The organism is Ectobacillus sp. (genome assembly GCF_056992975.1).
The window spans coordinates 1-12,352 of sequence record NZ_JBXKMX010000074.1 but is presented as its reverse complement, the minus strand read 5'-3'; the positions used below and the strand labels follow the sequence as shown (position 1 = coordinate 12,352).

The following is a 12,352-nucleotide window of genomic DNA, read 5'->3' as shown; positions in this document are numbered from 1 at the left end:
GCATGCGCACTTATCATTTTTGCAAGTGGTCCCTTATATGCAACCTATGCTCTGCCGCAAGCTTGGATGCAAGCGATGGATCTATGCGTTCCATTTGAAACATTATCGACCCTCGGTATCTCTGGACCACAATATTTTCATTGGTTGCCTCTCCTTGAAGATCAACAAGCAGGGGGTGTAGTCATGAAAATAATCCAAGAATTTGTATACATAGTAGTGATTGGACATGTGTTTTTTCAATGGGTTAAAAAGGAAAAGAAGAAAGAAGAGTGGGTGCAGCCTTATGAAGGAGTAAAGGAATAAAAAACAAACAGTGAGGGATGAACCCTTCACTGTTTGTTTTTTTATTCCACAGTTGGCAAAGTGATAAGAATTTCGCTTATAGAGAGAAGCAGCTCATGGCTTTGTTTGATTATTTCGTTAGGAAGTATCTCATCTTCTCCGTATTCTACTCCGTGCGGATAATAGTGTTTGCCAAGTAAGGGCGTAAGTAACTTGACAACCGCACCTTCACTTCCTATTTCACCTTCTACTACCTTCCCTTGTATGCGTAAATAATAATCAGTATCTCGTGTAAATTTATAATCAAAGGTAACTCGCTCATAGTCCCATTGACCAGCTAGTATAAAACCGAGTTCTTTCAAGGTATCCTGTAATACAGAAAATTCAACAATATGATTTGTAAGGTTTGTGTTTTTAAATTGCAAACAACCACTCCTTTATATGAAAATATTTCCATGAATTAATAATAATATGAATGGTATACCTTCGCAACAGCATCTCATCGACATAAGATGATAGGAAAAAATAGATGCATAGAGTCGTAAATGATCGAAATATGATATATTGAAATCAACATTGCAATAGGATGCTTAAATTTGGTGTTGCAGCAGTACAAGGATGGTTAAATAGTGAGGGTCATCGTAAAAATTTATTAGATTCCCAGTATACAGCAATTGGAATTGGTGTGAATAATAAGTATTATACGCAGGACTTTATTTTAAAGTAGGAGCAAAATTCGCCTAAAAATAGGCGAACCATGCGCCTCTTTTTTTCTTACAATATAGGGAGTGAGGTGAGCATAATGACTATGACGGCAAAAAAACTTCATCCTTCCGTTTTGAAATTTAAAGAGTTTGTTCGAAGTCATCCTAAATTGATTCAATCTGTTCGAAGCGGTGAAAAAACGTGGCAACAATTTTATGAGGAATGGTATTTACTTGGTGAAAGCGATGAAATATGGAATGCTTATCGTGAAGATAACAATCAAACAATGGCAGCTACTAAAGAGAATGGGGAATCCTCAAATTTCATGGGGCAAATGATTTCACTCATTAAAAATATCGATATGGACCAAGTACAATATCATATCTCGAATGTAACGAATGCAATCGGAAGTGTGCAGCAGGTCATGCAGCAGTTTAAAGGTACCAGTGCAACACAGACGACGCCAACAGAGCAACAAAACAATCCTTTTTTCTTCCAAAAAGATTAGGAGTGATAGTATGAGAAGGGAGCTAGCTCATTTGCTGCAAACTCGAGAAGATTTGCAATCTTTTATCCGAGAACAGCCTTATTGGTATCGAAAGCTGTCACGCAGTCCGGATGAGCGCGGAGCATTTGAACTTGCAGCATTGCAGCATTATCGTAAAACGATCCCTGATCGCGTTGCTAAGTTTCAAAACCAGCTTGCTGTGACAAGTATTATGATTGAAATGTTCCAATATATGAAACAGCAAAACCAGTAATTATCCATATCCGTCATGTTAAAGTTCTGATACAATGGTAATACACTTTGAAAATAAAGGAGCCAAGAAACATGACGGACATTTGTTTAGTACGACATGGACAAACCGATTGGAATTTCCAAGGCTTCATTCAAGGAAGAGAAGATATACCATTGAATGATGTTGGAAGATTACAAGCACAACAAAGTGCAGCATTATTGCAAGAAGAAAAGTGGGATGTTATTGTTAGTAGTCCGCTAATACGAGCATATGAAACTGCACAAATTATTGCAGATGCAACAGGTATAGAAACTGTGCATATAGATGAAAGATTTGTAGAACGGAATTTTGGAGATATTTCTGGTAAGCCTGCTTCTATACTGCGTGATATAATGGAAATGAAAATGGAAAGTGTAAATGGAATGGAAACCAATGAAGAAATTATGGAACGGTGCTTTTCTGCCCTTAATGACGTGGCGAAATTGTATGAAGGGAAAAGAGTCATTATTGTGGCACATTCACATGCTATTAAAGCAATGCTTCATACCATTTGTCCAGATGAAATTACCTTTCACACACCACTCCAAAATGCTTGTGTAAATTATATATCTTACCATAATAAGTTATGGAAAATCGATAAGTATAATTATTCTCTCCATATTCAGGCATTATAAATGAGTTAGTTGTATTAGGACTTCGTTGCTAAATATGATATGATATTTCTAATATTTATGTAGACGAAGATCTACATCTAAAGCATTAGATGTACAATCTCTTGAAGTGGGATATTGCCCATTGGTACGGAGTCAAGTACTACTAATGTTTTGAGGAGGTTGCCCTATGATAATTGCTACGCTAGAAAGCGTTCAAGTTTTAGATGAAACAGATCAACTTTCTCGCATGATTATACAATCTGAGCTTGCACAGATATATAGACAAAGCTTGGATGCACTTCAACGTGATAAAGATGCCCAAGCCCTCATTGAAAAATTTGTTTCGATAAAAGATAAGCATGAGGAAGTTAAAAGATTTGGTAAGTATCACCCAGAATACAAGATTGTAACGCAGAAAATGCGAGAAATAAAAAGAGAAGTTGATTTACATGACACGATTGTAGCGTTTAAAAAAGCTGAAAATCATATGCAAAAGTTGTTAGATGAAGTCAGTACGATTATCGGTAAGGAAATATCTCCTTCTATAAAAGTACCTACTGGAAATCCATTCTTTGACTCTACATCTGGTTGTAGTGGTGGTTGCAGCTCAGGCGGTGGTTGTGGCTGTCAAAAAACGGGGTGATACAAAATCACCTTTTTCTTTCATGTTTTGAGAACGGATACAATTCATATAATAAATAATTGTGTAGCTAAGGATGGGAACAACGAAATATAATCATAATATAAAGTAGAGGAGAATCGTATGTTTGGACAAAGACAAGGTATAATTATATATTTGCATTCGTTAAAACATGCAAAGCTTCTTCGAAAATATGGAAACATTCACTATATTTCTCGCCGTTTTAAGTATGTAGTACTTTATTGCGATATGGATCAAACAAGTTTTGTTATGTCAAAGCTTGAACATTTACCATTTGTTAAAAAGTTGGAGCAATCGTATCGCCCGTTTGTAAAGACAGAATTTGAAAATTCCAAGCCGGACCGTGCTAAAGAGTATGATTATAAAACGGAATAGAATGAAGCGTTAAGAAATGGACCATTATTTACTATATAATGGTCCATTTTCAGATTTAAATCTTTTTTTACTGCAGAGGGGGGATAAAATGGTTCATTCGTAGTATTCCAATCAAATGATTGTAAAATAGCTCCTTTTCAGCAAAGGTTTCTGAAGGTTTTACAGTCAATTGAATGACCTCTTTATTTAATTCCTTTGCAGTGTTTGAAAATAGTTCAACTCGTTTACTTATTTTTTCGTTTGAGAGTTGTATTCCTTCCCGGCATATGTATAGGGGCTGAAAGTTTCCCACTTGTGTTGGTTGCAAGACAACAGCAAGAGAGCACATCTCTTGATTTTGGATGATGGTGTTAAATTGAAGAAAGTGTGCAAGGCGATGTTTGTTCGCTCTTGCAATCTCGGTTAATTCATATAAATCGGAATAACCTTCGCCAAGCTCAATAAACCGTTGAATCATTGTTAATTCTCCTCCTTCTTTTGAATCAAAAAAAATCCCTGCCTAGGCAGGGCCCTTCTCATTCTAGCTTATTGCTAGCAAGAAGGCAAAGGGAGAGGAGAAACCGGAGGAAGAACTTATGGGGAACGTAAGCCTTCTCCGCGGTTGGCAACAACACCGGAAGTGATGTTGTTACAATTATTAATGCCCATTTTAATGGAAACTATTCAAGTGGTAAGTAAATTTTATTGACGCTGTTTTTCTTTCTACCTTTTTATGATAGGATTAGAAATGATGAAAGTGATAAAGGTAGTGAAGAAATATGAGAGTGGTTTCAGGAACATGTAAAGGACATCCTTTAAAGGCTGTACCAGGCACTTCAACTCGTCCAACAACGGATAAAGTAAAAGAGGCGATTTTTAATATAATTGGTCCCTATTTTGATGGGGGGATTGCTCTTGATTTATTTGGGGGAAGTGGCGGACTTGGAATAGAAGCGTTAAGTAGAGGGATGGATTTAGCAATTTTTATAGATCGTGATATGAAAGCGTTACAAACAATTCGTCAAAATTTACAGCACTGTCATTTAAATGATCAGGCAGAAGTTTATAGAAATGATGCAGAACGCGCACTGAAAGCTTTAGTAAAACGCGAATTGTTATTTGATTTGATATTGTTAGATCCTCCGTATAAGCAGCAACAACTCGTTGCTCTTATCTCTACGATAGAACAACAAGGACTTCTTGCGCAAACCGGGACGATAATGGCTGAGCACGCTGTAGACTCTGAGTTACCAGATAAAATCGGACGTTTACGGAGAATTAAATATGAAAATTATGGGATTACAGCAATTTCTATTTATGAGCATGAAGGCGAGGAGAACGGATGGCAAGCATAGCAATTTGCCCAGGGAGCTTTGATCCAATTACGTTAGGTCATTTGGATATTATAAAACGAGGTGCACAAGTATTTAATAAGGTTTATGTAGTTGTAATGAATAATTCCGCTAAAAGCTCTCTATTTTCAGCAAAAGAGAGAGTGGAATTAATTGAAGAAGTTACGAAAGATATTCCAAATGTAGTTGTTGATATACATAATGGTTTACTTGTAGAATACGCAAAGATGAAGAATGCAAGTGCTATCTTGCGCGGGCTTCGAGCTGTTTCTGATTTTGAATATGAAATGCAAATCACATCTATGAACCGTAAGTTAGATAACCATATTGAAACTTTCTTTATGATGACAAATAATCAATACTCGTTTCTTAGCTCAAGTATTGTAAAGGAGGTTGCTAAGTATGGAGGGAATGTATCGGATTTGGTTCCTTCTGTGGTGGAGCAAGCTCTTAAACAAAAATTTGCTATAAAATAGATGCGAACAAAGGAATTATGTTATTCACGCAAGAATGGACCGAGTATGGCAATACTCGGTCCATTCTTGCGTGAAAAGGAAATAGATGAGTATTATCTTTTCTTGAGAAATAATAAAAATAGATATACATATAGAAAGAAAAGAGTAACGATTGGTCCGTATGTATGAAAGAATACGAATCCGTCGGAAATGGGCTGTGCTAGGACGGGAATGCCGCTCCCTTTATAATGAAGCACATCTCTATTTTCATATAGAGGTCCCCATAACAAGAAAGCAGCAATAGGAGCAAGTATGCTTTGCAACATTCTTGCAAAAAAATAGGGTAGAAACCGAATGTCGGTATCAGCTAGAATGCTAGCCACTTGTGCTTGGACAGAAAGGCCGCTAAAAGCCAGTAAAAAACTTGCTACCATGGTTTGCTGAAGTAGAGTTGCCTCTGCTTGACTTGTTAGATGATTTCCAAGGGTAATCTCAAAAATGCCCGATATAATAGCATTTCCAAATGAGTTTGGAAGTTGAAGAAGTCCTAAGAAATATTGGATAATAGGAATAATCAGTGCTGTAATATGTAGAAGTTCTAACATTTTATTTAAAACAGAGAACATAATAATAAAACCACCAATTACTAGCAGTGTTTGAATGGATGAGGCAATGGCATCTCCTAATAATTTACCAAGAGGTCTTGCTTCCTTTGGATGTTTTTGATGAAAAGTTTGAAAGGCTTGTGCTATTGAAACATACTTTCTATGTTGCTTTGTCATGGTATTTGCATTTCCATGAAAGCGCATGATAAGACCTGTTGCTACATTACTACTATAATGCGAAGCAGCGAGAATCACACCAAGATCAGGGTTATGAAAAAAGCCTACTGCGACTGCTCCAAAAATGAACAAAGGACTTGACGAATTGGTAAATGAAACGAGCCGCTCGGCTTCTATTTGTGTTAGTTGGTTATCAATACGTAGTCTTGCACATAGTTTCGCTCCTGATGGGAAACCGGATGCCATTCCCATAGCCCATACGAAACCGCCAACTCCTGGCACGCGAAAAAGAGGGCGCATAAGAGGTTCGAGAAGAATACCAATAAAATGAACAACACGTAAGCTGATGAGAAGATCAGAAGCGATAAAAAAGGGTAACAAGGATGGAAATACTACTTCCCACCACATATTTAATCCTCGCGTTGAAGCTTCTAAGGAGGCTTGTGGATTTATAATGAGTGATCCAGTTAGAACGGTTACAATTACGGCAAGAAAAGCTGTGGTACTTTTAGACATCGTGTCCCCCCTTTTGTCCAAGCGCTTATTTTTAGTATACGAGAGGAGGGGCGGTCTTTATGCTAGAAGAAATACAGAATCTTTGTTCTTTCTCGGTTATAATTGTATAAATACAACTATATATAATTTTTACAGAATAGAAGAAAGCACCTAGGCATTTTATAGCGGTACAATAAAGTAACTAAAGGGTGAGGTTAATGAGGGAGCCAAAAATCGGTCTAGCGCTCGGCTCTGGCGGGGCGAAGGGGTTTGCACACATTGGAATTATTAAAGTATTAAAAGAGGCAGGTATCCCGATTGATGTCATTGCGGGCAGCAGTATGGGGGCATTAATTGCTACTTTTTATGCTGCTGGTCAAGATATTGATAGAGTATATCGTTTATCTCAGTTATTTAAGCGAAAATATTATTTAGATTTTACCGTTCCTAAAATGGGGTTTATTGCAGGTAAAAGATTGAAAGACATGATTCGCATGTTTACTTATCATAAAAATATAGAAGATTTAGATATCCCTACAGCGGTTGTAGCAACCGATATTTTAACTGGAGAAAAAGTAGTATTTACAGAGGGATCTGTTGCGGACGCTGTTCGCGCAAGTGTATCTATTCCAGGTATTTTTGTTCCGGAAAAGGTAAATGGAAGATTATTAGTGGATGGGGGGGTAATTGACCGTATTCCTGTTTCAGAAGCAAAGAAATTAGGAGCAGATCTTGTTATTGCAGTTGACGTTTCACCTACAAAGACGAGCGGGGAAGTATCATCGATTTATGACGTGATTATGCAGAGTATAGAAATTATGCAACATGAACTTGTTCATTACCGACATATTGCTTCTGATGTTATGATGTACCCAGATGTCCTACAGTACAGCTCTAGAACATTTACTGAAATCGATGAAATTATTCAGGCCGGGGAAGAAGAAGCGAAAAAACACATCAACACGATTTATACATTGATAGAGGATTGGAGGGAAGCCAACCATGATTAGACGATTGCGGTATGTCTATGTCTTCTTACTTGCCCTAGTGCTAATTGCAGCGATGTATATTCCTTTGCCATATTATATTACAAAACCAGGCTTAGTTGAGAAATTAGAGCCCTATGTAAAAGTGGACGGAGGCAAGAAGGAAAATGGAGATTTTATGCTTGTTACGGTATCAATGTCTCAAGCAACTATTATGAATATGGCGATTGCAAAATTAAGTAAATATAATGAAATTTATAAGAAGGAAGATATTATTGAAAAGGGAGAAAGTGAACAGCAATATCAATTTCAACAATCTCTTCTTATGAATGAATCTAAAAATGCTGCCATCTATAATGCTTACAAAAAAGCAGATAAACCTGTTAAAGTGGAAAATCATGGTGTGTTAGTAATTAACACGATTAAGGGTATGCCTGCTTTTGAAAAGCTACAAGTTGGTGATCGACTTACCACGGTAGATTCAAAATCACTTGAAACAGCAGATGAATTTATACAGTATATAAAAACAAAGAAAAATGGCGAGCAAGTGAAAATAGACTTTGAACGAAGTGGTGCAATAAAATCAGAAACATTTACCCTACAACCGTTACAAGATGGCTCGAACCGTCCGGGACTTGGAATTGAAATAGCGACCAATCAAACATTGCAGGTTGAACCAAGTGTGAAAATTGATACAAACCGCATTGGTGGTCCCTCAGCGGGCCTCATGTTTACTCTAGAAATTTATAATCAGCTCACACAAGAAAATTTAACGAGAGGGTATGAGATTGCGGGAACAGGTACGATAAATAGTTCAGGTGAAATCGGGCCGATAGGTGGAATTAAGCAGAAAGTTGTTGCGGCCAGTAATGCGGGTGCCGAGCTATTTTTCGCCCCTAATGAAGGAGGAAATCAGCACTCTAATTACATGGATGCAATCGCAGCAGCACAGGATATTCATTCGAAGATGAAGATTGTTCCCGTAGATACGTTAGAAGAAGCACTTCACTATTTACAAACACTACCACCTATTCCTCCGCAGAAATAATGGGTAGAATAGGGGACACCGAGGGTATGAACCTCGGTGTATGCATTTATTATATATAAACTGAATTCGTTTCATCAAAGCGAAGTGGATGTTGAATCTGTTCATTTCTAATAAAATTGGATTGATCCGGTTCAGCGAGAATACTCGCGAAGGTAATACTTGCTTTTATATCTAACGTAAATAAAGGATGAGGTGTTTTTTTTCCGTTTGAAAGAATAGGAATGGTTGCATTTTTTTTTGCTAAAGCAAGATGTTTTTGTCCTTTTTGTGTCATGCCAAGTACGCGCATGTAAGGAGACGTAGGATTATTCTTAATGTACTGCATGGACTCTTTTGTTGTTCCAGTTAAGATATGCGTACACAATCGTTGTAATCTGGTCCAAGTATATCGTTTTGTTTTGATACGTTGCATAAATTCTGAAAATGAGGTACTCGTTTGTATATGGGATAGTAGTCTATATTCTAGTCCTTCTTCTACCTCATAAATTTGTTCTAAATCATAATGATTCATGGTAAGAAGTTTGTATTTTAAAAAAGGGTAATAGTGCTCCCATTCATGAAATATATGGTATGTACGAAAATAGTGTTGCAAATAATAAAGGGAAGCCTTAGGTAAAACAGAAGAAACCTTTTCCATCTCATGTGCAAGGAGGTGCTTACGAATACTCGTAGCACTTGCGATGGTTTCTGAAGCAAATGTTTTATCATGATATTGGCTAACGATTCTAGGGATTGTTACAGGTGCCATGTTGCTTTTTTGCTGTACAATGGCTTCCACATAGTGAAAGCCAAGAATATTATTAGGCTGGGAAAGATCAATCGTTTGAATGTTTGCAATTCGTGCCCATGCCTCGGCCATTGCCTTCGGATAGCTAACGCCTGTTTTCAGTTGCTTACGTATTTCTTCCTTTATTTCTGTTTCATAGGTTTGTTTTATCTGCAGTGCTTCTAGAAATGGCTTGATTTGTCCATTCTCGCTACCAAAACATAGGTATTGTACTCCGAGTTGTTCTAAAATGGAGACAGCCCCATTGGCGAAAATGGAAGCTTGACCAGTAGCAAATGCGTAGGGAAGTTCAATTACAAGGTCTACTCCACTTTCAAGGGCCATTTTCGTACGTGTCCATTTGGAAACAATGGCTGGTTCACCACGCTGTAAAAACGATCCACTCATGACCGCAACCACGATATCCGCATAAGTATGTTTTTTTGCTTGCTGCACATGGTGGATATGCCCGTTGTGAAACGGATTGTATTCTACAACGATGCCGACAGCTTTCATAGTGGTAATCTCCTTTCTAAACAAATGATGGATATTCCTTTAATGATGGGGTAGAATATATGCTTGCCAGTAATTGTTTAAGCATATTTCACTTTATAGGTTAGAATGCTATCATTTTTTTATTACATAGTGGCAAATGTTATAAAAACATGGTAATCTGTTAATAATGTCTTCTTGGATACATTATAGTGTAAAGAAAAAATATTGACAAATAATGAAACGCTCTATATAATTTTCATTGTTGCCTTAGGGGTGATTTTGTGAAATGGTCAATCCATCAGTTAAATAAATACCGTACTAATGGGGTAGTGATTGATGAAAATGTTACGTTTGATGTTTCCGATTGGAATTGTGAGATTCGAGATATTTCATCAGTTCATGTTACTGGGAATGGAGAATTAGGTGCAAACAAGTACACCTTTCATCTGCGCATACAAGGCACAATGACATTGCCTTGTGCAAGAACATTAGAAGATGTTCTATATCCTTTTGACATCATTACAACAGAAGTGTTTTTGGCTTCGCCGGAAGAATACGAAGCATATGTTGATGTTCATTATTTGCAAGGAGAAGTTCTTGACTTACTCCCTGTAATTAAGGAAAATATAATTTTAGAAATTCCTATGCAAGTTTTCAATGAGAAGGCAACAGAAGAAGCGCTGTCAAAAGGGCAGGATTGGCAAGTTATTACCGATAAAGTAAAGACAGATGATGTTGATCCTAGATTGGCAAACCTTGCAAAATTTTTTGACAAACGATAACTTTTTGTCTTCGAGTATATGTAAACTCGCTCTTTTAAGGAGGTGGGAATAGTGGCTGTACCTTTTAGAAGAACATCTAAAACAGTAAAAAGAAAGCGTCGTACGCACTTTAAATTAGCAGTACCTGGTATGGTACAATGCCCAAATTGTGGTGAATTGAAGTTAGCTCACCATGTTTGTAAAGCATGTGGTACGTACAAAGGTAAAGAAGTAATCAGCAAATAATGCAAAAATAAGCGCAGAAGAATTTCTTCTGCGCTTATTTTTATATATTAAAGGAAAAAATAGACTTTTCTCGAAATTTATTATGATGGAGAAAAAAGTAGGAGTGAATTGTGGGATGAAGAAAGTACTAGTTGAACGAGATCAGCACGATGTAGTTTGGGCGACGTTTAATAGACCGGAACGTCGTAATGCTATCGATTATGATACAATGGAAGAACTATTAGAAATTATTGAAGCAATGGAGCATAGTGATGCTAGAGCGCTTGTATTAACAGGAACGGGTAAAGCATTTTGTTCTGGCGGGGATTTAGGAGTATTTCATTCGTTGCGAACCGAAGAAGAAGCCTATGCTATGCTAAAAAAAATGGGCGATATTTTGTACAAATTAATGACACTTTCAAAGCCAACAATCGCGCTCTTAAATGGGACTGCGGTCGGTGGGGGCTGTGAAATTGCGACAGCCTGTGATTTTCGCTTTGCATCAGCAAATGCTCATGTAGGATTCGTCCAAGGAACACTTGCTATTACTACTGGATGGGGCGGAGCAACCATGCTGTTTGAAAAAATGCCTCATCATGATGCTATGCAGATGTTAAGTTCAGCTCGACGTTATAGTGCTGAAGATGCGAAAAAAGTTGGGTTTTTGCACGAGGTTATAAACGGTGAAGAACGAAAGTTTTGTGAGAAATGGATTTCGGAAAATCTTGTCATGAATGTAAGCGTTTTAACTGCTTACAAACAAGCTGCAGTTCGAAAATGGAATGAAAGTAATATGAAATATAGAATGGAAGAAGAAATAAAAAATTGTGCACGTTTATGGGAAAGCGATCATCATCATGCTGCGGTTCATTCCTTTTTGAATCGCTAGTAATAATTCCTATTTTTCCATTCTATCACTCCTATCAGTTGCATATGAATAGTAAAAAATGCATAAGGAGGGCTAGTAATGGCTACGACAAGACAAGATGCATGGACCGATGAGGAAGATTTATTGCTGGCAGAGGTTGTGCTTAGGCATATTAAGGACGGTGGCACTCAGTTATCTGCTTTTCATGAAGTTGGAAGACATTTGTCAAGAACTTCTGCTGCTTGTGGATTTCGATGGAATTCTTATGTGAGAAAACAATATAAGAACCAAATTGAAGCCGCAAAGCATGAAAGGAAAACGAATGCGGTGCAAGCCCACACTCATAGCTATGCACATCAGTTGGATGATAAAGATATAACAATAGATCACATTATTGCGTACTTACAAGAGTATAAAGAACAAAAGCACGACAATTATTACGAACGAGTTCTAGAATTGGAACAGCAAACGAAGCAGCTTCGGGAGGAAAAAGAATATTTACTTGAACAATTGTCAATCTATGAACAAGAATATGAAATGCTATTTGATTTTATTGAAAAGAAACGGAATGTCGTAACTACGGAACGAGAGAAGAAAGTGCATCGTCTTCGAGAACGAAATGTCTTAGAAAAAGTAGAAAAATAAAAAACAGCTGGTTGCAGCTGTTTTTTATTTTGAAATTCAGGTCAAACTTCTAGTTTAAATAGTTCTAGATAGGTTCCTT

At 37.2% G+C, this 12,352-nt stretch carries 19 protein-coding genes; 15 read left to right on the top strand and 4 right to left on the bottom strand.

All coding sequences use genetic code 11. From position 1 onward, the window contains the following. On the top strand, positions 1-303 hold a 303-nt coding region (locus tag AC11ZT_RS03705; protein ID WP_484058315.1), incomplete at its 5' end, for a cytochrome c oxidase assembly protein. A gap of 41 nt (positions 304-344) precedes the next feature. Here AC11ZT_RS03705 and AC11ZT_RS03700 read toward each other — a convergent pair. Beyond that, positions 345-707 (bottom strand): YugN family protein, encoded by a 363-nt coding sequence (locus AC11ZT_RS03700; protein WP_484058314.1) that lies wholly within the window; start codon positions 705-707, stop codon positions 345-347. Positions 708-868: 161 nt separating this feature from the next. On the opposite strand from AC11ZT_RS03700, the gene AC11ZT_RS03695 reads away from it, so the two are divergent. The 6 genes from AC11ZT_RS03695 (at position 869) to AC11ZT_RS03670 (ending at position 3,416) form a co-directional block, all read left to right on the top strand. After that, positions 869-1,009, top strand: a complete 141-nt coding sequence (locus AC11ZT_RS03695) for a CAP domain-containing protein (RefSeq protein WP_484058313.1) — start codon at positions 869-871, stop codon at positions 1,007-1,009. A gap of 75 nt (positions 1,010-1,084) precedes the next feature. Then, on the top strand, positions 1,085-1,495 hold the full coding sequence (ylbD, locus tag AC11ZT_RS03690; protein ID WP_484058312.1) for a spore coat protein YlbD: 411 nt from the start codon (positions 1,085-1,087) through the stop codon (positions 1,493-1,495). Positions 1,496-1,505: 10 nt separating this feature from the next. Next, positions 1,506-1,748: a YlbE-like family protein gene (locus AC11ZT_RS03685; protein WP_484058311.1), complete on the top strand. Its 243-nt coding sequence runs from the start codon at positions 1,506-1,508 to the stop codon at positions 1,746-1,748. A 71-nt stretch (positions 1,749-1,819) separates the two neighbouring features. Next, entirely contained in the window at positions 1,820-2,401 is a 582-nt protein-coding gene (locus tag AC11ZT_RS03680; RefSeq protein WP_484058310.1) for a histidine phosphatase family protein, read from the top strand. 166 nt (positions 2,402-2,567) lie between these two features. After that, entirely contained in the window at positions 2,568-3,023 is a 456-nt protein-coding gene (locus AC11ZT_RS03675) for a YlbF/YmcA family competence regulator (protein WP_484058309.1), read from the top strand. 120 nt (positions 3,024-3,143) lie between these two features. Then, positions 3,144-3,416: a YlbG family protein gene (locus AC11ZT_RS03670; protein WP_484058308.1), complete on the top strand. Its 273-nt coding sequence runs from the start codon at positions 3,144-3,146 to the stop codon at positions 3,414-3,416. A 67-nt stretch (positions 3,417-3,483) separates the two neighbouring features. On the opposite strand, the gene AC11ZT_RS03665 is transcribed toward AC11ZT_RS03670, so the two are convergent. Continuing rightward, positions 3,484-3,873: a DUF7147 family protein gene (locus AC11ZT_RS03665; RefSeq protein ID WP_484058307.1), complete on the bottom strand. Its 390-nt coding sequence runs from the start codon at positions 3,871-3,873 to the stop codon at positions 3,484-3,486. 301 nt (positions 3,874-4,174) lie between these two features. Between AC11ZT_RS03665 and rsmD the strand changes: the two genes are divergently transcribed. Further along, the gene (gene rsmD, locus AC11ZT_RS03660; protein ID WP_484058306.1) at positions 4,175-4,750 is read left to right on the top strand and encodes a 16S rRNA (guanine(966)-N(2))-methyltransferase RsmD; all 576 of its coding nucleotides are present in this window, start codon (positions 4,175-4,177) and stop codon (positions 4,748-4,750) included. Then, positions 4,738-5,223 carry a pantetheine-phosphate adenylyltransferase gene (coaD, locus tag AC11ZT_RS03655; RefSeq protein ID WP_484058305.1) on the top strand — a complete coding sequence of 162 codons (486 nt, stop codon included), beginning with the start codon at positions 4,738-4,740 and terminating at the stop codon, positions 5,221-5,223. Before rsmD ends, coaD begins: the two co-directional genes overlap by 13 nt. A 92-nt stretch (positions 5,224-5,315) precedes the next feature. Here the strand turns inward: coaD and ylbJ are convergent, their stop codons facing one another. Further along, positions 5,316-6,500 (bottom strand): sporulation integral membrane protein YlbJ, encoded by a 1,185-nt coding sequence (gene ylbJ / locus AC11ZT_RS03650; protein WP_484058304.1) that lies wholly within the window; start codon positions 6,498-6,500, stop codon positions 5,316-5,318. 197 nt (positions 6,501-6,697) lie between these two features. On the opposite strand from ylbJ, the gene AC11ZT_RS03645 reads away from it, so the two are divergent. Both AC11ZT_RS03645 and AC11ZT_RS03640 read left to right on the top strand, forming a co-directional pair. Further along, complete coding sequence (locus tag AC11ZT_RS03645) at positions 6,698-7,489, top strand: patatin-like phospholipase family protein (protein ID WP_484058303.1); 792 nt, start codon at positions 6,698-6,700, stop codon at positions 7,487-7,489. After that, complete coding sequence (locus AC11ZT_RS03640) at positions 7,482-8,513, top strand: SepM family pheromone-processing serine protease (RefSeq protein WP_484058302.1); 1,032 nt, start codon at positions 7,482-7,484, stop codon at positions 8,511-8,513. Before AC11ZT_RS03645 ends, AC11ZT_RS03640 begins: the two co-directional genes overlap by 8 nt. Before the next feature lie 49 nt (positions 8,514-8,562). Here AC11ZT_RS03640 and AC11ZT_RS03635 read toward each other — a convergent pair whose 3' ends face one another. After that, the gene (locus tag AC11ZT_RS03635; protein WP_484058301.1) at positions 8,563-9,795 is read right to left on the bottom strand and encodes a nucleotidyltransferase; all 1,233 of its coding nucleotides are present in this window, start codon (positions 9,793-9,795) and stop codon (positions 8,563-8,565) included. A 260-nt stretch (positions 9,796-10,055) separates the two neighbouring features. Here AC11ZT_RS03635 and AC11ZT_RS03630 point away from each other — a divergent pair, with 260 nt between their 5' ends. The 4 genes from AC11ZT_RS03630 to AC11ZT_RS03615 all read left to right on the top strand — a co-directional run bounded on the left by AC11ZT_RS03630 (position 10,056) and on the right by AC11ZT_RS03615 (position 12,273). After that, positions 10,056-10,556 (top strand): YceD family protein, encoded by a 501-nt coding sequence (locus AC11ZT_RS03630; protein ID WP_484058300.1) that lies wholly within the window; start codon positions 10,056-10,058, stop codon positions 10,554-10,556. Between the two features lie 51 nt (positions 10,557-10,607). Next, positions 10,608-10,781 carry a 50S ribosomal protein L32 gene (rpmF, locus tag AC11ZT_RS03625; protein WP_379967008.1) on the top strand — a complete coding sequence of 58 codons (174 nt, stop codon included), beginning with the start codon at positions 10,608-10,610 and terminating at the stop codon, positions 10,779-10,781. 115 nt (positions 10,782-10,896) lie between these two features. Continuing rightward, positions 10,897-11,649, top strand: coding sequence for an enoyl-CoA hydratase/isomerase family protein (locus AC11ZT_RS03620; protein WP_484058299.1), 753 nt, complete (start codon positions 10,897-10,899; stop codon positions 11,647-11,649). Between the two features lie 78 nt (positions 11,650-11,727). Then, positions 11,728-12,273 carry an RsfA family transcriptional regulator gene (locus tag AC11ZT_RS03615; protein ID WP_484058298.1) on the top strand — a complete coding sequence of 182 codons (546 nt, stop codon included), beginning with the start codon at positions 11,728-11,730 and terminating at the stop codon, positions 12,271-12,273. Positions 12,274-12,352 lie beyond the last annotated feature (79 nt).